This window comes from Nonomuraea angiospora, from assembly GCF_014873145.1.
Taxonomy (GTDB): Bacteria; Actinomycetota; Actinomycetes; order Streptosporangiales; family Streptosporangiaceae; genus Nonomuraea; species Nonomuraea angiospora.
Map to the genome: position 1 here is coordinate 4238534 of NZ_JADBEK010000001.1, position 17229 is coordinate 4255762.

17 protein-coding genes are annotated in these 17229 nt (G+C 72.2%); 6 read left to right on the forward strand and 11 right to left on the reverse strand.

The features are described from left to right. The first annotated feature begins 87 nt into the window (after positions 1 to 87). Positions 88 to 1581: an alpha/beta hydrolase family protein gene (locus H4W80_RS19100; protein ID WP_192786338.1), complete on the forward strand. Its 1494-nt coding sequence runs from the start codon at positions 88 to 90 to the stop codon at positions 1579 to 1581. Between the two features lie 54 nt (positions 1582 to 1635). Here the strand turns inward: H4W80_RS19100 and H4W80_RS19105 are convergent, their stop codons facing one another. The 3 genes from H4W80_RS19105 to H4W80_RS19115 all read right to left on the reverse strand — a co-directional run bounded on the left by H4W80_RS19105 (position 1636) and on the right by H4W80_RS19115 (position 4011). Beyond that, entirely contained in the window at positions 1636 to 2562 is a 927-nt protein-coding gene (locus tag H4W80_RS19105; protein ID WP_225963532.1) for an alpha/beta hydrolase, read from the reverse strand. Between the two features lie 82 nt (positions 2563 to 2644). After that, a complete protein-coding gene (locus tag H4W80_RS19110) occupies positions 2645 to 3853 on the reverse strand; it encodes an RNA-guided endonuclease InsQ/TnpB family protein (RefSeq protein ID WP_192786340.1) in 1209 nt (402 codons plus the stop codon). A 17-nt stretch (positions 3854 to 3870) separates the two neighbouring features. Further along, positions 3871 to 4011, reverse strand: a complete 141-nt coding sequence (locus H4W80_RS19115) for a hypothetical protein (protein WP_192794444.1) — start codon at positions 4009 to 4011, stop codon at positions 3871 to 3873. A gap of 89 nt (positions 4012 to 4100) precedes the next feature. On the opposite strand from H4W80_RS19115, the gene H4W80_RS19120 reads away from it, so the two are divergent. Then, positions 4101 to 5537, forward strand: a complete 1437-nt coding sequence (locus H4W80_RS19120) for an LCP family protein (protein WP_192786341.1) — start codon at positions 4101 to 4103, stop codon at positions 5535 to 5537. A gap of 118 nt (positions 5538 to 5655) precedes the next feature. On the opposite strand, the gene H4W80_RS19125 is transcribed toward H4W80_RS19120, so the two are convergent. The 4 genes from H4W80_RS19125 to H4W80_RS19140 are packed head-to-tail and all read right to left on the reverse strand — an operon-like array spanning position 5656 to position 8966. Then, positions 5656 to 6600 carry an asparaginase gene (locus H4W80_RS19125; RefSeq protein ID WP_192786342.1) on the reverse strand — a complete coding sequence of 315 codons (945 nt, stop codon included), beginning with the start codon at positions 6598 to 6600 and terminating at the stop codon, positions 5656 to 5658. Beyond that, positions 6593 to 7417 (reverse strand): amino acid ABC transporter permease, encoded by an 825-nt coding sequence (locus H4W80_RS19130; RefSeq protein ID WP_192786343.1) that lies wholly within the window; start codon positions 7415 to 7417, stop codon positions 6593 to 6595. The genes H4W80_RS19125 and H4W80_RS19130 overlap by 8 nt, the downstream gene beginning before the upstream one ends. After that, the gene (locus H4W80_RS19135; protein ID WP_192786344.1) at positions 7414 to 8058 is read right to left on the reverse strand and encodes an amino acid ABC transporter permease; all 645 of its coding nucleotides are present in this window, start codon (positions 8056 to 8058) and stop codon (positions 7414 to 7416) included. Before H4W80_RS19135 ends, H4W80_RS19130 begins: the two co-directional genes overlap by 4 nt. Next, a complete protein-coding gene (locus tag H4W80_RS19140) occupies positions 8058 to 8966 on the reverse strand; it encodes a glutamate ABC transporter substrate-binding protein (RefSeq protein ID WP_192786345.1) in 909 nt (302 codons plus the stop codon). The genes H4W80_RS19135 and H4W80_RS19140 overlap by 1 nt, the downstream gene beginning before the upstream one ends. A gap of 106 nt (positions 8967 to 9072) precedes the next feature. Here H4W80_RS19140 and H4W80_RS19145 point away from each other — a divergent pair, with 106 nt between their 5' ends. Further along, positions 9073 to 10209 (forward strand): ROK family transcriptional regulator, encoded by a 1137-nt coding sequence (locus H4W80_RS19145; protein WP_225963533.1) that lies wholly within the window; start codon positions 9073 to 9075, stop codon positions 10207 to 10209. Positions 10210 to 10240: 31 nt separating this feature from the next. On the opposite strand, the gene H4W80_RS19150 is transcribed toward H4W80_RS19145, so the two are convergent. After that, on the reverse strand, positions 10241 to 10972 hold the full coding sequence (locus H4W80_RS19150; RefSeq protein WP_192786346.1) for a hypothetical protein: 732 nt from the start codon (positions 10970 to 10972) through the stop codon (positions 10241 to 10243). Positions 10973 to 11198: 226 nt separating this feature from the next. Here H4W80_RS19150 and H4W80_RS19155 point away from each other — a divergent pair, with 226 nt between their 5' ends. Next, the gene (locus H4W80_RS19155; RefSeq protein ID WP_192786347.1) at positions 11199 to 11729 is read left to right on the forward strand and encodes a phosphotransferase family protein; all 531 of its coding nucleotides are present in this window, start codon (positions 11199 to 11201) and stop codon (positions 11727 to 11729) included. Here H4W80_RS19155 and H4W80_RS19160 read toward each other — a convergent pair. Continuing rightward, on the reverse strand, positions 11726 to 14014 hold the full coding sequence (locus H4W80_RS19160; protein ID WP_225963534.1) for a xanthine dehydrogenase family protein molybdopterin-binding subunit: 2289 nt from the start codon (positions 14012 to 14014) through the stop codon (positions 11726 to 11728). The genes H4W80_RS19155 and H4W80_RS19160 overlap by 4 nt on opposite strands. A gap of 59 nt (positions 14015 to 14073) precedes the next feature. Between H4W80_RS19160 and H4W80_RS19165 the strand changes: the two genes are divergently transcribed. Further along, positions 14074 to 14943 (forward strand): FAD binding domain-containing protein, encoded by an 870-nt coding sequence (locus tag H4W80_RS19165; RefSeq protein ID WP_192786348.1) that lies wholly within the window; start codon positions 14074 to 14076, stop codon positions 14941 to 14943. Next, positions 14940 to 15419 (forward strand): (2Fe-2S)-binding protein, encoded by a 480-nt coding sequence (locus H4W80_RS19170; protein WP_192786349.1) that lies wholly within the window; start codon positions 14940 to 14942, stop codon positions 15417 to 15419. Before H4W80_RS19165 ends, H4W80_RS19170 begins: the two co-directional genes overlap by 4 nt. Before the next feature lie 10 nt (positions 15420 to 15429). Here the strand turns inward: H4W80_RS19170 and H4W80_RS19175 are convergent, their stop codons facing one another. After that, positions 15430 to 16518 carry a mandelate racemase/muconate lactonizing enzyme family protein gene (locus tag H4W80_RS19175; RefSeq protein WP_192786350.1) on the reverse strand — a complete coding sequence of 363 codons (1089 nt, stop codon included), beginning with the start codon at positions 16516 to 16518 and terminating at the stop codon, positions 15430 to 15432. Between the two features lies 1 nt (position 16519). After that, a complete protein-coding gene (locus tag H4W80_RS19180) occupies positions 16520 to 17185 on the reverse strand; it encodes a GntR family transcriptional regulator (protein WP_192786351.1) in 666 nt (221 codons plus the stop codon). Positions 17186 to 17229: the final 44 nt, after the last annotated feature.

A 17229-nucleotide genomic window follows, 5' to 3' on the forward strand; every position in this document is an offset into this window, starting at 1 on the left:
CTCGCCGACAAATGCGGCCTCATCTGTCCCGCCGGCCGGGAGTACGCTAGAAGATCGGCGGGCAAACCAACGCACATGGGGAGGCCGATGCGCACTGGCCGTGGCACCTTGAGCGTCGCCGCCGGTCTGGTGCTGGTGGCTCTCGCGACGGTCGGATACGTGCTGCCGCCCGCGTTCGATCCGCCGCCGCTCAAGGTGGATCCAGCCTTCCAGACGATCCCGACGCAGCCCGCGAGCGAGCTGCGGCCGGTGGTGGCGGTCGCCCCCGTCCGCCGGGAGGAGATCTCCGTCTCGGCGGAGGGCCAGCGCCTGGACGGCACGCTCCGGGTGCCGATGACGCCTGGGCGGCACCCGGCGATGGTGTTCGTGTCGGGGTCGGGCAACGGGTCGCGGACGGAGTTCACGCCGCAGGCGGAGTTCCTGGCGAAGGCGGGCGTGGTGACGATCGCGTTCGACAAGCGCACGGTCGGCTACGACTTCCGCCAGCGGGACTTCTCGCTGCTCGCCGACGACGCCCTGCGCATGGTGGAGCTCCTGCGCACGCGCCCCGAGGTCGATCCGGCGCGCATCGGCCTGTGGGGGGTCAGCGAGGGCGGCTGGGTGGTGCCGATCGCCGCGGCGAAGAGCACGGCGGTGGGGTTCGTGATCCTGGTGTCGTCCCCCAACGTCTCCCCGCTGCGCCAGGTCGCCTGGGCGCTGAACGAGCAGCTGCTGCGGCTGCGGGCCCCGATCGGCGCCCGCGACCTGCTGACCAGGGCCATGGGCGGGGTCGGCTTCAACTTCCTCCGCTATGACGCGCTGCCGGCGTTAAGCGGCATCAGACAGCCGGTCCTGGCCTTCTACGGCACCACCGACCCCTCGATCCCGTTCGTCGAGTCCACCCAGGCGCTCATCAAGGGCATGAACAAGGCGGGCAACGACGACTACACGATCCGCTTCATGGCCAAGGGCGACCACGCCATGCGGGTGAGCGGCGGCCCCTTCACCCAGGGCTACCTCGAGACCATGGCCAACTGGATCACCGGCCTGCCCGGCACCGCGCGGCCCGCCCTGCACATGGCGGGCGCCACGCCGGTGCAGCGGTTCGAGGCCAGCGACGTGCCGGCCGCCCCCTGGTACGCGGGCGGCACGATGCTCGGGCTGACGATCTGCCTGGCCGCCGTCGGCTACGTGGCGGGCCCCGTCGCGGCCATGGTCGTACGCCTGCGCGGCCGTCCCCACGTCCCCGCCGAGACGAACGCCAGGCTGTGGCCCCCGATCAGGCGCCGGCTCAGCCGGATGGTCTGGACGGGCCTGGGCCTGCTGGCCTCGGTGCTCGCGTTCATCACCTTGCTGGTGCTGTTCTCGGTCAACCAGGCGGGCGCCTGGCCGGCCGTGCTGGCCGGCTGGCTGATCGTGCGGCTGCTCGCGGCGCTCATGCTCCTCCAGGAGGTGACGGCCGTGGCGGCGTTCGTGTCGGCCCTGCGCGAGGGCATGCGGCCCGGCCGCTGGCAGCACGTGGCGGTCGCCGGCGTGCTGGGCGGCACGGGGCTGCTGCTGGTGGCGGCGGCCTACTACGGGTTGTTCTCCTTCCCCTGGTAGACGCCCTGGTAGACGCACCTGGTAGACGCACCTGGTAGACATGGCGCGGACCGGCTACCCGTCCTGCTCCGCCGGACACGGCCCCAGATAGGCGTCCATCCAGCGGTCCAGCTCGGCGAAGACCTGCTTGCGCGCCGGCTCCGCCGACAGCACCAGGTCGTGCAGGCCGTCCGGGATGCGCACGCACGTGACGTGCGGGCCGAGCGAGGTGGACCAGCGGGCGATGTGCCGGGGATCGAGCACGACGTCCGCCGAGCGGGCCTCCGGGACGAGGTCGCGTACCCGCAGCCCGTTGCTGGAGGCCAGCACGAGGACCGGCACGTCCACCGCGAGCCCCGCCTGCAGCCGCCGCTGCGCCCGGCGGATGGCGGCCAGCCACATGGCGTGCACGGAGAAGCCGCCCAGCGGCTTGAGCTCCAGGTCGTAGTCCCACTCGCCGCCCTCGCTGCGGTGCAGCGTCTGCCCGTAGACGGTGCTGACGCCGAGCGGGAGCGCCCACCTCATGTACGAGAGCGGCGTCTTGAACAGGTCGGCGGCCACGCGCAGCGGGGCGGGCACGTTCAGGTCGAAGAACGGGCTGTTGAGCACCATCCCCTGCACCAGCCCCCGCCCGCGGACCCGGTCGGCCCACAGGGAGGCGACCAGGCCGCCGGTCGAGTGGGCGTTGATCGTCAGCTCGTCGTGGTCCTGCCTGACGATGCGGACGGCCTCGTCGATCTCGGGGAAGTAGTCGGTGACGCTCCTGATCAGGCCCCTGGTCTGGTGCGGCAGCAGCGAACGCCCGTATTTGCGCAGGTCGAGAGCGTAGAAGTCGATGCCGCGCTGGACGTAGTGGTCGGCGAGGTGGTCCTGGAAGAAGTAGTCGGTGAACCCGTGCAGGTAGAGCACCGCCCTGCGGGATCCCGCCTTCCTGGAGACCAGCGTCGCGACGACCTCGCCCTCGAAGTCGTCCGGCAGCTGCAGCACGGTGATCTCGTACATGCTAGACACCATAAGGATTGTCCGGCCATGACGGGACACCGGCCGGCAGACCGCGCATCGCAAAGTTGACTTCGTCTCCCGCCTAAAAGGCAAGGGCGGGAGTTCCGGCCCTCGCGGGCCGGGTTTCCTGCTTCACTGCCGACCGCACCCGAGGAGACCCGGAATGTCTTACATCGGCTCCACAGGCCGTCACCGCTCGACCAGCGGCCAGGATGTTCTTCGCCGCGTTGACATCCCGGTCGTGCCAGGTGCGGCAAGCGGGGCACCTCCAGTGCCTCACGCCAAGCTTCAGCTCGACAAGCAGATGCCCACAGCAGCTGCAGGTCTTGGACGATGGGTACCAGCGGTCGATCACGATCAGTCGACGGCCGTACGCGGCGGTCTTGTATTCGAGCTGACGACGGAACTCGCCCCACCCGCAGTCTGAGATCACCCGCGCCAAGGAGCGGTTGCGGACCATGTTCGTCACGGCGAGGTCTTCGATCACTATCACGTCGTTGTCGCGGACCAGCCGCGTGGAGGTCTTGTGCAGGAAGTCGGCACGGGCGTCGCGGACCTTGGTGTGCGCGCGAGCGACCTTCAGCTTGGCCTTGGCCCGGTTGGCCGACCCGAGCTGCTTGCGCGCCATGCGCCGCTGGTAACGGGCCAGGTTACGAGCCTTACGTTCGAGGTGACGCGGGTTGGCGATCCGCTCGCCGGCGGAGGTCACGGCGAAGTCGCGCACTCCCAGATCCACGCCGACAGCTTCACCGGTCGAGGGAAGCCGCATGCCTTTGTCGTCGGCCTCAACGGACAGGGAGATGTACCAGCGGCCGTCTGGAGCACGAGATATGGTCACGGTCGTCGCCTCGACCGAGGCGGGGTCGATGCCGGGCCAGGACCAGACGAACTCCAGCGGGCCCTCCATCTTCCCCAGGTGCAGCCGTCCGTCCTTCCAACGGAACGCCGAGCGGGTGTAGGTCGCCGACTGACGGCCGTGCCGAGACTTGAAGCGGGGGTATTTGGCGCGCCCGGCGAAGAAGTTCGCAAACGCGGTGTACTGATGGCGCAGGGCCTGCTGCAGGGGCACCGACGAGACCTCATACAGAAAGTCGTGCTCACCGCCGCGTTTGAGCTCGGTCAGATACCGGTCTGTCTGTGCGTAGGAGGTCTTCACGCCTTCCCGGTGGTAGCGCTGGTGCCGCCACGCGAGCACCCTGTTCCACACCAGGCGTACACACCCGAAGGTGCGGTTCAGCACCGCGGCCTGTTCGGGGGTGGGGTAAGCCCGCACTTTGTACGCCGTACGCACGTTCGAATTTTAGCTGATCAAGGCCCCGCCATGCCACCAGAGGTCTTGGCAAAGGTCAAGGCGTTCAGCCGCTCCGGGCGGTTCAATGTGACGGTGGCGATCTGGTCGGCGACTTCGTACTCGATCTCGGTGAAGTCTGTTCGGCTACTGATGTTCATCCTCCGATAAAGACATATTTCGTATTAGGTGCGTAGGCTGCCGCCTCTGTAAGAGGCCTAGCGTTGCAATTCGGGGAAACGGGGAAGGCGTGCGGCAGGCAAAGGAACCCTCGAGCGCCGGGGCGGTCCTCGGATGGCTGGCGCTGGCGGCGCTGGCGCCCGGGTCGGCCCATCTGCGCGTGGGTTGGCGCAGGACCGGACTCGCCCTGATCTCCTGTTACATCGTGGGCCTCCTGGCCTTGGTCGCGTTCGCGCTGACGACCGACAACCTGGTGGGCACGCTCATCGAGCGAATGACGACGATCATCGTGAGCGCCGCCGTGCTGGGCGTGGCCTGGTTCGCCGTGATCGTGCACTCGTTCATCGTGCTGCGGCCGGGGCGGCTGCCACAAGGCGGGCAGATCGTCACCGGGACGCTGGCGGGGCTCCTCGCCGTCGCGGTGGTCCTCCCGTTCGGCGTGGTCACGCAGTACGTGTGGACCTTGCAGAGCACGGTCAACGACATCTTCCAGGAGACCCCGTCCGACGCCCCGCCGTCCGACGCCGCCGCCGCGGAGCGGCCGGAGGACCCGTGGGCGGGGCGGCAGCGGGTCAACATCCTGCTGCTGGGCGGCGACGCCGACGACAACCGGATCGGCGTCCGCACCGACAGCATGAACCTGGCCAGCGTCGATGTGAAGACCGGCAACACCGTGCTGTTCAGCCTGCCGCGCAACCTGGAGAACGTGCGCTTCCGCCCCGGCACGCCGATGGCCCAGCACTTCCCCAACGGCTTCCGCCTTCCGCCCGACCCCGGCGGCGGGCGCAGCGACCTGCTCAACAGCGTCTGGGAGTACGCCGACGCGCACCCGGAGATCTTCGGCGGCAGGCAGCACCAGGGCCCGAGGGTGCTGATGGACACGATCGGCTACACCCTCGGGGTCAAGGTCGACTGGTACGCCCTGGTCAACATGTGGGGCTTCGCCCGGCTCATCGACGCCATCGGCGGTATCACGATCACCGTCGAGAAGGACGTGGTGTTCGGCAAGTACAACGAGGGCCTGGTCAAGGCCGGCACGCGCAAGCTCAAGGGCGCCGACGCCATGTGGTACGCCCGCTCGCGCACGTTCAGCGACGACTACACCCGCATGCGCCGTCAGCGCTGCGTGCTCGGCGCGCTGCTCACCCAGGCGGACCCGGCGACCGTGCTGGCCCGCTTCAACCGGATCGCGCTGGCCACCAAGGAGCTGATCAGGACCGACATCCCGCGGGGGATGCTCAAGAACCTGGTGCCGCTGGCGCTGAAGGTCAAGAACGCCAAGGTGACGAGCGTGCAGTTCGTGCCGCCGCTGATCAGCACCGGCTATCCCGACTGGGAGAAGATCCGTACCATCGCGGCGAAGGAGATGCGGGACTCGGGCGAGACCAAGCCGCCCGTCGCCGCCACCGCCTCCGCCAGTCCGTCCCCCAAGAGGACGGCGGCCGCCAAGAAGGCCGGTCAGAGCCCCGCGAAGGGCATCACGGACGGCTGCGACGGCTCGCTCTGACCGGCTCGCGGCCTACCCGCGGACCGGTTTACCCCCGGGTAGACCTGCCCGCGGACCGGCCTACCCCCGGGTGGACCTGCCCGCGGACCGGCCTGCCCGCGGACCGACCGCTCGCGGCCTACGCGCGGGCGACGATCCGGCCGACGGGGATCCCGCCGCCCAGCACGTCCACCTGCTCGAACGCCGCCGCCGTCGTGACGTCGCAGCCCATGCGCCGCAGGACCGCCAGGGCGACGGCCGTGGTGGCGCGCGGGCTGCCGTCGATGACCTTGACCGCCACCGAGTGACCCGACTCCAGGGCCACCACCAGCACGCCCTCCGCGCCGCCCTTGGCCACGGCGCCGGGCAGCGCCCGCATCAGCTCGGTGTTCTGGTGCCCGGTCCCGCCCACGTACTCGGGGTGCGCGCGCATGGCGTCGGCGACCTGGCGGGGCGCGCTGCCCGGCGCGGCCAGCACCAGGCCCTGCACGGCCCGCGCCAGCCCGGTCAGCGACAGGCCGAACAGCGGCGCGCCGCAGCCGTCCACCGCCACGTGCGCGGTCTTCTCCCCCGCCAGCTCCTCGGTGACCGAACGGACCTGAAGCTGCAGGGGGTGGCCGGCCGACAGGTAGCCGGGCACGTCCCAGTCGTTGGCCACGGCGGCGGCGAGCATGGCGGCGTGCTTGCCGGAGCAGTTCATGCGCTCGCGGGACTGGCCGGCGCCCTGCCTGATGAGCCCGTACATGGTGGGGGCGTCCTCCGGCCACGACGGCGGGCAGGCCAGCGCGCCGAAGTCCAGGCCGTAGTCGTCGAGGATCTCGCGGACCAGCTCCACGTGGAAGTCCTCGCCCGTGTGGCTGCCCGCCGCGATGGCCAGCCGCGGCCCCGCCAGTGCCGCGCCGGCGATCAGGCAGGCCAGCGCCTGGAACGGCTTGGCGGACGAGCGCGGCAGCACCGGCGCGTCCACCTGCCCGAGGGTCACCTCGGGACGCCCCGACGGGTCGAGGCCGACGGCGCTGCCGTAATGGACGCTCTCCACGAATCCGGAGCGGATCACCTCGGCGAGCACAACTAGATCAGGCACGAGCGGTTCTCCTGCTGAATCGGATGAGGGTGCCGGCCTGTCGCGCCTCCAGCGTGCGGGCCAGCTTGGACAGGGACACGTTGACCGCGAGATAGATCAACGCGACGACCAGGTACGTCTGGATGAGCAGGCCGTTGTAGGCCGCCAGCACCTTGCCGCTGTAGAGCAGCTCGCCGTAGCTGACGACGAAGCCCAGCGAGGTGTCCTTGAGCAGGCCGACCGACTGGCTGACGATCGACGGCAGCACGCGGCGGGCCGCCTGGGGCAGCACGACGAGGCGCATGGTCTGGAACGGCGTGAGGCCGACGGCCAGGCCCGCCTCGGTCTGGCCGCGTTCGACGGAGTTGATGCCGGCGCGGAAGATCTCGGCGAAGGCGGCCGCGTTCGAGACCGTCAAGGGCACGGCCAGCTTCCAGAACAGCGGCAGGTCCAGGCCGTAGCGCGGCAGCGCGAACAGCACCACGTACACCAGCAGCAGCGCCGGCACGACCCTGACGACCTCGACGTAGGCGGCGGCCGGGAGGCGGATCCACCTGCGGTGCGAGAGCCGCCCCAGGGCCAGGAGCAGGCCGAACGCCATGGACAGCGCCGCCGACACGACGGCCGCCAGGACCGTGGACCACAGCCCCGTCAGGAGGTAGCGCCACATCGGCCAGGTCGCGTACGGCTGCCAGCGGGCGGCGTCGAGCTGCCCGTTGGCCGCGAACTGCCGCACGGCCAGGACGGCGAGCGCGACGGCGGCCAGGACGCCCAGCACGGTCGCCACGCGGATGCGCCGGCGCGCCTTGGGGCCGGGTTCGTCGAAGAGGACGCTCACCGCAGGATCACCAGCTTGCGTTCGAGCCGGCCGGTGGTGAATCCCACCGCCGCGGCGATCAGGGCGTACGCCAGGCCCGCGCCGACGAAGATCGGGATGGGCTGGGCCTCGACGAGGTTCACCCGGTTGGCGGCGGCCGTCAGGTCCACGACGCCGACGGCGGCGGCCAGGGCGGTGTTCATCGTGGTGGCGATGAAGATGTTGCCGAGCGGCTGGACGACCGTGCGCAGCGCCTGCGGCAGGACCACGTGCCTGAGCGACTGGCTGAACGTCAGCCCGATCGCCCGCGCCGCCTCGCCCTGCCCCCTGCTCACCGAGTTCACGCCGGAGCGCAGGGCCTCGCCGACGTACGCGGCCTCGTACACGGCGATGACCACGATGGCGGTGACCAGCGGCTCGGCCTGGACGCCGATCTCCGGCAGGCCGAAGAAGGCCAGGACGAGCAGGACGAGCAGCGGCAGGTTCTGGAAGGACTCCACGTACGCGGTGCCGATGGCGCGCAGCACCCGCACGGGGCTGACGCGCAGGGCGCACACCAGCGCCCCCAGCACCGCCGCGCCCGCGAAGGACGCGGCGGTGAGCTGGAACGTCACGATCAGCCCCTGCCACAGCTCGGGCAGGTGATCGAGGAGAACGGACATCAGGACCCCGGCACGGAGCCGATCTGCGGCGGCTGGGGAGCGTCGCCGGTCACCACGGTGCCGATGGACTTCTTCCAGATCTCCTGCCAGACCCCGGTGTCCTGGGTCTTCTTCAGCCAGTCGTTGACGAACTTCTTGAACTGGTCGTCACCGTGCTTGAGCCCGATCCCGTACGGGTCCACGGTGAACGGCTTGGTGACGATCTCGATCGACGGGTCCTTCTTGGCGTCCGCGATGAGGAGCGTCTCATCCTGCACGTAGGCCACGCCCCGGTCCTGCTTGAGCGCCTGGACGCACTCCGGGTCGCTGCCGAAGGTGATGATCTCCGCCTGCGGCGCCAGCTTCTTGATCGCGGGGATGGCCGGGGTGTTCGCGCCCGCCAGGACCTTCTTGCCGTTCAGGTCCTCCGGCTTGGCGATGCCCGTCGTGCCCTTCTTCACCGCGATCGTCAGCCCCGAGGTGTAGTACGGGCCCGCGAACGCCACCTGCTTCGCCCGCTCCTCGGTGATCGTGTACGTCTGGAAGACGACGTCCACGGTCCCGTTGGCCAGCAGCGCCTCCCGGGTCTCCGACGCCGAGTTGACGATCTTCACCTTGGGCTCGCCCAGGATGTACTTGGCCAGCGCCTTGCCCATGTCCGCGTCGAACCCCTCGACCTCGCCGGTGGCGGGGTTCTGCTGGGAGAGCAGGGGCGCGTCCAGCGAGCCGCCCACGAGGAGCTCGCCGCGCTGTTTGATCTTCTCCATGGTGGAGCCGGGCAGGATGTCGGCCGCCGCCGCGACGGGCGCCTTGGCCAGGACGTCGGCGCCCTTCTCGGACGGCGCTCCGGGCACGGCGGGACTACTCGACTCACCACAGGCCGCCAGCGCTAAGAGCGAGACGGCGACGACGGCGACAAACCTCTTCATGAACGGTCACTTCCTTCGATTTCGAAGATAGGCCGGACCGTAGTGGGTGATTTCGTAGCAAGTCAATACGTTGTCGGCCTAAGTCCGGACATGGTAGGTATCTCACATGAAGCAGCGGCTGCCCGTGCAGGGGGCACAGGGCGACCTGCTGAGACTCGTCGCCACCGGCAAGGCCGAGTCACGCGCCGACCTCGCCCGCTTATCCGGCCTGGCGGCCTCCAGCGTGTCGCTGCGCGTGGAGGAGCTCATAGACGCGGGCCTGCTGGCCGAGGAGGGCTCGGGCACCTCGCGCGGCGGCCGCCGCCCCCGCCGGCTGCGGCTCTCCCCCGGCGCCGGCGTGCTGGCCGTCGCCGACCTGGGCGCCCACCACGTACGCCTCGGCCTCCTGGACCTCAGCGGCACGCCTCTCGTCATCGAGGAGCGCGGCTGCGAGATCAACGACGGCCCGCAGGTCACCCTGGACCGCATCGCGGACGCGTTCGACGAGCTGCTGGCCGCCCACGTGCCCCCGTCGGTCCCCCTGCGGGGGGTGGGCACCGGCATCCCGGGCCCGGTGGACCCGTCGAGCCTGCGCGTGGTGACGCCCTCGCGCATGCCCGGCTGGAACGAGTTCCCGGTGGCCGACCACCTGGCCGCCCGCTACGACCTGCCGATCCTCGTCGAGAACGACGCCAACCTGATGGCCGCGGGCGAGGCGCGCTGGTGGCCCGGCAGCCAGAACCTCATGATCGTCAAGGCCGGCACGGGCATAGGCTGCGGCGTCATCGTCAACGGCCGCCTGCACCGGGGCAGGGGCGCGGCCGGCGACATCAGCCACGTGCGGGTGCGCTCGGACTCCTCGGTCGTGTGCGCCTGCGGGCATCCGGACTGCCTGGAGGCGTACGCGAGCGGTGCCGCCCTCATGGCGGCCCTGCGCGAGTCCGGCATCGAGGTGACCCGCACGGCGGACATCGTCACCCTGGTCAACGACGCCATCCCGGAGGCCACGAGCCTGGCCCGCACCGCGGGCCGGCGCATCGGCGAGGTCCTGACGGTGCTGGTGAACTTCTTCAACCCGGACGTGGTGGCGGTGGGCGGCAGCCTGTCGGCGGCGGAGCCGCTGATCACCTCGATCAGGGCGGCGGTGTGGGAACGCTGCCTGCCGCTGGCGACGCGCGACCTGGAGATAGCCCCTGCCCGGGGCGGCCGGGACGCGGCCCTGCTGGGCGCCGGCACCCTCCTGCTGGAGGCCGCCCTGGCCTGACGCGTCTCGGATGCCCCGGCGGGCTCGGTCCTCAGCCCGCCGCGGCCGGCATGCGGAAGACGTCGGGGAAGGCCTGTCCTGCTGACAGCCGTTCGACGAGGGTTCGTACGGCCTCCTTCCCGCCGTTCGCGCCCACCCAGCGGCTCACCTGGCAGGCGGCCTGGGCGTACGTCCGGGGATCGGCCGATGCCGCCCGCAGCCACTCGTCCAGCGTGACAGGGAGGGGCTGACGGGGGTCGACCAGGCACCGGTCGCCGGTCGGCGCGAGGTAGCGGGGGTCGTCGCTGACCAGGACGGCGAGACCCTCGTCGAACCACTGCGGGACCTCGGCGCCGTTGAGCCGGGCGTGCAGCTCCACGTGGGTCATCTCGTGCGAGGCGATCACGGGATCGACGCCGCGCGGGGACAGCATCACCGCGCGGTTGAGCACGGCGATGCCGCGTTCGCCGCCGCCGCCGATCCTGCGGTAGCAGTCGTCGGACAGGCACACGAGAAGGTCCGGAGAGCTCTTCCGCCCGCCGAAGAAGTCGCGCACCCGCTGGTTGGCCTGCTCGACGACCTCGCTCACCTGCCGGCGCCGGGCCGGCGGCAGGCCGAGCTCGACGTACGCGCCGGGCTGCAGCCGTTCCAGGCCGTAACAGCCGGGGCAGGTGGTGGCCGCGACGGACGGGAAGGCGATCGCCGTCACCACCACGGCGGCGGTGAGGAGCACCGCGACGGCGGCGCCCGCGATCCGCCAGGGTCTACCTTTTCGTTGCCTCACGTGTACGTGGTCCTCCGGGATGACAGGGGGTTGGCCGTCGTGTTCGATCGTACGGCTGTCAGAGGGCCTGATCGGCCACCCGGGCCGGCCGCGGCGCGGTTCGGCGGAGGCCGGAAATCGAAGTGCGCCGGCAGCGGTTCGGATGCGATCCTCCAGACGTGGATGAGCCCCGGTGCGGCGGGGGTCGTGACGCGCGAGGCGGCGTCCGAGGTGGGGCGGCTGCTGCGTGCCGTGCACTCCCTTCCCGTGCGGGGGGGCAGGCTTCTTCAAGGAGGCGCCCGGCCCGCCCCCGTGCGCCGGTGCGGGGACGTGGGCTGAGCAGGCCGCGGGGCTGGCGGATCGGCTCGGCCCTGTCGCCGGCGCCGCGATCCTGACCCCGGCGCTCCATGCCCGATGCCGGGATCTCCTCCTGGACGGGACTCGCTGGGATCAGCCCTGCGTGTACGTGCACGGTGATTTCCACCCGCGGCATCTGCTGTCGGCCGGGTCCCGGATCGAGGCGGTCATCGACTGGGCGCACTGCGGCGCGGCCGGTCCATGGCTGGACCTGGCCAGGATGGACTTCCGCGAGCCCGGCTCGCAGCGCGCGATGCTCGACGCGTACTTCCCGGCGGGAATTCCGGCCGACACGCCACAGCACCTGGCGAACCACCGGCTGCTCTACATGCTGCTGGCACTCGTGTGGGAGTACGAGTGCGGCGGGGACTGGCTGCACGAGCGCGTGCCGGGCATCGAATCGGCACTCGCCGCCCTCTAGCCGCGTGGCCCCGAACCCTTCGTGGCCGCCCACACCGCGGCGGGGGTCAGGGGCATGTCGATGTGGTCGAGGTCGAGGGCGTCGCAGACGGCGTTGACGACGGCCGGGGGGATGCCGATGCAGCCGGCCTCCCCCGCGCCCTTGGCGCCCAGCGGGGTGTTGGGGTTGGGGGTGACGGTCTGCAGGAGGGTGACGGGGGGCATGTCGGCGGCGGTGGGCAGGAGGTAGTCGAAGAGGGTCGAGGCGCAGGGCAGGCCATCCTCGCCGATGACCGCCTGCTCGTAGAGGGCCTGGCCGAGGCCCTGGGCGATGGAGCCGTAACCCTGGCCGGTGACGATCATGGGGTTGACGACCACCCCGTAGTCGTCCACGGCCACCAGCTGGCGCACGTGGACGGTGCCCAGGTCCGGGTCCACCTCCACCACGGCGACGTGGGCGCCGTACGGGAAGGCCTGGGGCGGGGCGACGATCTCGTCGGCGCGCAGGGGGCCGGTGCGGGCGACCAGCTCGCCGATGGGCAGCCCGGGGAGGGGGCCGGTCTCGACGTTGAGCGTTTCGGTGTCGTCCTGGAGGGCGGGGTGGGGGGCGCCGCCTGCCATCAGGCGGCCCGCGGTGTACGAGACGTCCTCCTCCCCCACCCCCAGCAGTTCGGCGCAGCGGCGGCGGGCGGCGGCCACGAGGGCTTCGGCGGCGCGCCACAGCGCCGCGCCGCCCACCTGCATGGAGCGGCTGCCGAAGGTGGCGAAGCCGTAGGGGACCTCGCCGGTGTCGCCCTCGACGACGCGGACCCGGTCCACCTCCACGTCCAGCACCGAGGCCACCACCTGGGCGAACGCGGTGAAGTGGCCCTGACCGGTGGACGTCGATCCGACGCGGGCGATGAACGTCCCGTCCGCGCACGCCTCCACGCTCCCGAACTCGTCGCTGTCCGGCGGGCCTCCCGAGCGTTCGACATATGTGGCGATCCCCACCCCGAGCGGCCGTCCGCCGTCCTCGCGGCGGCGGGCCTGCTCGGCGCGGAGCTCGTCGTAGCCGACGGCGGCCAGGGCCCGGTCGAGGGCGGCGGCGTAGTCGCCCGAGTCGTACGTGCGGCCGGTCGGCGTCAGGTAGGGGTACTGGCCGGGGCGGACGAAGTTGCGGCGGCGCAGCTCGGCCGGGTCCAGACCGAGCCGGCGGGCGAGGCGGTCCACGGTGCGTTCGAGGGCGTAGGCGGCCTCGGGGCGGCCGGCGCCGCGGTAGGAGGTCGTCGGGGCGGTGTTGGTGAGCACGCACCTGACGCGCGTGTGCACCCGGGGCGTGCGATAGGCGCCGGTGCTCATCGCCCCGGTCATCATGGGGACGAAGGCGCCGAGGTGCGGGTAGGCGCCGATGCCGGCGTCGACGAGCAACTCGTACGCGAGGAAGGTGCCGTCCTCGTCGGCCGCCAGCCGTACGCGCTGGTGCTGGCCGCGGCCGCGCGGGCCCGCCAGCATGGCCTCGGCGCGGTCCTCGCACCAGCGGACCGGGCGGCCGAGGTGGACGGCGAGCAGGGCGGCGACCAGATACTCCGGGTAGGTCTGGCTCTTGGCGCCGAACGCCCCGCCGGTGGCCGGGACGATCACCCGGATCCGTTCCCGGTCGAGGCCGAGCGCCGCGGCGAGCGCGTCGCGCAGCCGGTGCTGGGCCTGGTGGGAGACCCACACGGTGAGGCGGTGCCCGCCTCCCGGGGCGACCAGGATCGCCCGTGGCTCCAGGGACGTGGGGAGCAGGAGCTGCTCGCGGTAGGCGCCCTCGACGACGACCGGGGCGGTGGCGAACACGTCGTCGGCGGGGCGGCCGAAGGTGCGTTCGGCGGCCAGGTTGTCGCGGTCGTCGAACAGCCGGGGCGTTCCCTCCGCCAAAGGGGCGCCGGTGCGGGTGAAGGGCAGCGGTTCGAGGTTCAGGCGGACGGCCTCGGCGCCGTCCTCGGCGCGGGCGCGCGTGCCGGCCGCGACCACCGCGAGCGCCTCCCCCGGGTAGCGGACGCGGCCCGTGGCGAGCAGCGGCCACGGCGGCAGGCCCTTCTCGCCGGGCATCGCGCGGGTGGCGAGGTACGGCAGGTCGGCGGCCGACCACGCGCCCGCCACCCCCTCCTCCTTGAGCGCGGCGGCGACGTCGACGCCGCGGATCCGCGCGTGCGGCACCGGGCTGCGGGTGAACGCGAGCTCCAGCGTGCCCGGGAGGTCCAGATCGGCGACCCGGCGCGCCCGTCCGGTGAGCAGGTCGCGATCCTCCCGCCGCGCGAGCGGCATCCCGATGTACCGCAATGTTTGGACACCCCCGCTTTCGGTACCAACGTCGATATCGGATTCCCGGGATGGGGGACATGAAACCGGCACAATTCGACTACGTCGCGCCTGCCTCCGTACCGGAGGCCGTGGCCGTGCTGGCCGAGCACGGGCCGCAGAGCCGCGTGCTGGCGGGCGGCCAGAGCCTGCTCATCGAGCTGCGCTACCGGACCGCGCGCCCGGCCCTGGTGGTGGACGTCAACCGCCTCCCCGGGCTCTCGCAGGTCACGGTCGAGGACGGCTCCGTCCACGTCGGCGCGCTGGTCCGGCACGCGCAGCTGGAGCGCGCCCGGTTCGACGACCCGCTGGCCGAGCTGTTCCGCCAGGTGGCGCCGTACGTCGGCCACCCGCCCATCCGCGCCCGCGGCACCTTCGCGGGCAGCCTGGCCTGGGCGCATCCGGCGTCGGAGTGGTGCGCGCTGGCCATGGCCCTGGACGCCGGGATCGAGGTGACCGGCCCCGCGGGAGCGCGTACGGTGCCCGCCGGCGCGTGGTTCCGCGGCGCGTTCCGGACCGCCTGCCTGCCGGAGGAGCTGGTCACCGGCGTCCGGCTGCCGCGCCCGCCGGCCGGGGCCGTCGCGGCCTTCGCCGAGCACCGCCGCACCCACAGCGGCTTCGCCCTGTCCGCCGCCCTGGTGATGCTGCGGCTGGCCGCGGGCCGCGTCGAGTGGGTCCGCGTCGGGCTCGCGAACGCGGCGGACGTCCCCCTCCGCGCGGTCGAGGCCGAGCGGCTGATGACGGGCGAGCGGCCGGAGCCGGAGCTGTTCGCGCAGGCCGGCGCGCTGGCCGCCGCCGAGGCGGACCCGCCGGAAGGGCCGCACGCGCCGGCCGCCTACCTCAGGCACGCGCTGTCCACGCTCGTACGGCGCTGCCTGGCCCGAGCCGTCCACCACGCGGGGACCCCGTGAAGGTCCGGTTCACGGTCAACGGCCGGACCCACCAGATCGACGTGGAGCCGCGGACGAGCCTGGCCGACGCGCTGCGCGACCGGCTGGGCCTGACCGGGACCACCTTGGGGTGCGAGCACGGGGTGTGCGGCTCGTGCACCGTGCTGGTGGACGGGACGGCCATCCGCTCCTGCCTGACCCTGGCCGTACAGGCGGAGGGCGCCGACGTCCGCACCGTCGAAGGGCTGGCCGACGGCGACGAGCCGCACCCGCTGCAGGAGGCGTTCGCGGCCGAGCACGCGCTGCAGTGCGGCTTCTGCACCCCCGGCTTCCTCATGCTGCTCGCCGGCGCGCTGGCCGAGGAGCCGGAGCTGGACCGCGACGAGCGGCGGCTCGACGCGGTGCTGGCCTCCAACCTGTGCCGCTGCACGGGGTACGCGGGCATCCGCCGCGCCGCCGTCCGCGCGGCGGAAAGCCTACGCGCGAACGGCGGCTGAAGGGCTTGGCTCAGAGGACCCTGAGGCCGTCCATCGCGTCCCGGTCCCAGTCGATGCCCAGGCCGGGCACGTCGGGCGCGATCGCGTGGCCGTCCTCGATCGGCAGCTCAGACCGCGTGATGGCGCGCAGCTGCGGGATGTGCTCCACGTACGCCCCCGCCGGCACCGCGGCCACCAGGCTGACGTGCAGCTCCATCAGGAAGTGCGGGCACACCGGCACGTTGAACGCCTCCGCCAGGTGCGCCACCTTCAGCCACGGCGTGATCCCACCCACCCTGGCCACGTCCGCCTGCACCACCGCGGCCGCCCCGCGCGCCAGGTAGTCGCGGAACTGCCCCACCGAGTACATCGACTCGCCCACCGCCACCGGGATCGTGGTGGAGCGGGCCAGCTCCCGGTGCCCCTGCACGTCGTCGGCCGGCAGCGGCTCCTCGAAGAAGTACACCTGGTACGGCTCCAGCGCGTGCGCCCGCCGCCTGGCCTCGGCGTACGTCATGGACTGGTTGGCGTCCACCATGATGTCCAGCCCGGGGCCCACGGCGGCCCGGACGGCGGCGACGCGCTCCACGTCCTCCTCGATCCGGGGCTTGCCGATCTTGAGTTTGACGCCGCCGAGCCCGGCCTCCTGGGCCGCCAGCGCCCCGCGTACCAGGTCGTCGAGCGGCAGGTGCAGCCAGCCGCCCTCGGTGTCGTACACCGGCACGGCCTGCCTGAACCCGCCCGCCAGCCGCCACAGCGGCTCGCCCGCGCGCAGGCAGCGCAGGTCCCACAGCGCCGTGTCGACGGCCGCCAGGGCCAGCGAGGTGATCGCGCCGACCGCGGTGGCGCGCGTGGAGGCGTACAGCTCGCGCCACAGCGCCTCCACGTCGCGGGCGTCGCGGCCCTCCAGCAGGGGCAGCAGGTGGTCGCGGAGCATGGACAGCACGGCGCGGCCGCCCGTGCCGATCGTGTACGAGTAGCCGGTCCCGGCCAGCCCGTCATCGGTGAGCAGCTCGACGAAGATCGTCTCCTGCTTGACGAACGCCTGCACGGCATCCGTCCTGACGGTCTCCACGGGCAGGTCGACCAGGTACGCGTCGGCGCGCACGATCTTCGTCATCTCAGGGTCCCATCTGGAGGAAACGGTCGCGAGCGGCGGCGAGGTGGGCCCGCATGGCCTCGGAGGCGGCCTCCGGCCTGCCCGCCACGACGGCCTCGGCGATGCGGGCGTGCTCGGCCAGCGTGGGGTCGCCGTCGCGGCGGCCCGCGTACTCGATGCGGAACAGGTGCAGGTGGGAGTGGGTACGCCGGAGCGACTCCCGCAACGCGCCGCTGCCCGAGAGCTCGGCGATCAGGTCGTGGAAGCGGGCGTCGTGGTCGGCCAGGCCGTGGTAGTCCTCGTACCTGGTGCCCTGGGGCGCCTTCGGGACGCTGGCCAGCTCGGCCCGCACGCGCTCCCCCGCCTCGGCCGTCACCAGCTCGGCCGCGCGCCCGGCCGCCCACGGCTCCAGGAGCAGCCTGAGCTGGTAGAGGTCGGCGATCTGGCCGGGCGTGAGCAGTGGCGCCACGGAGTAGCCGCGCAGCGCCTCCTTGGTCAGCAGGCCCTCGGACTCCAGTGCGGACAGCACCTCGCGCACCGGCGTCTGGGAGACCTCGAGCAGCCTGGCGACGGCGTAGATGTTGACGCGGGCGCCGGGCTCCAGGTCGCCGTTCATGATCAGGCCCTTGACGCGCTCGTGGACGTCCTCGGTGAGAACGCTCCGCCGGGCGGCCGGGACGCGGCCCATCAGCCGCTTTTCGAGCTCACTGGCCAACCTTCACGCTCCGGTGG

Bases quoted from the DNA above. Each gene is read 5' to 3' on its own strand.
- H4W80_RS19135 (WP_192786344.1), bottom strand. From the start codon at position 8,058: ATGTCCGTTCTCCTCGATCACCTGCCCGAGCTGTGGCAGGGGCTGATC.
- H4W80_RS19145 (WP_225963533.1), top strand. From the start codon at position 9,073: ATGAAGCAGCGGCTGCCCGTGCAGGGGGCACAGGGCGACCTGCTGAGA.
- H4W80_RS19180 (WP_192786351.1), bottom strand. From the start codon at position 17,185: ATGGGCCGCGTCCCGGCCGCCCGGCGGAGCGTTCTCACCGAGGACGTC.
- H4W80_RS19140 (WP_192786345.1), bottom strand. From the start codon at position 8,966: ATGAAGAGGTTTGTCGCCGTCGTCGCCGTCTCGCTCTTAGCGCTGGCG.
- H4W80_RS19100 (WP_192786338.1), top strand. From the start codon at position 88: ATGCGCACTGGCCGTGGCACCTTGAGCGTCGCCGCCGGTCTGGTGCTG.
- H4W80_RS19105 (WP_225963532.1), bottom strand. From the start codon at position 2,562: ATGTACGAGATCACCGTGCTGCAGCTGCCGGACGACTTCGAGGGCGAG.
- H4W80_RS19115 (WP_192794444.1), bottom strand. From the start codon at position 4,011: ATGAACATCAGTAGCCGAACAGACTTCACCGAGATCGAGTACGAAGTC.
- H4W80_RS19175 (WP_192786350.1), bottom strand. From the start codon at position 16,518: ATGACGAAGATCGTGCGCGCCGACGCGTACCTGGTCGACCTGCCCGTG.
- H4W80_RS19165 (WP_192786348.1), top strand. From the start codon at position 14,074: ATGAAACCGGCACAATTCGACTACGTCGCGCCTGCCTCCGTACCGGAG.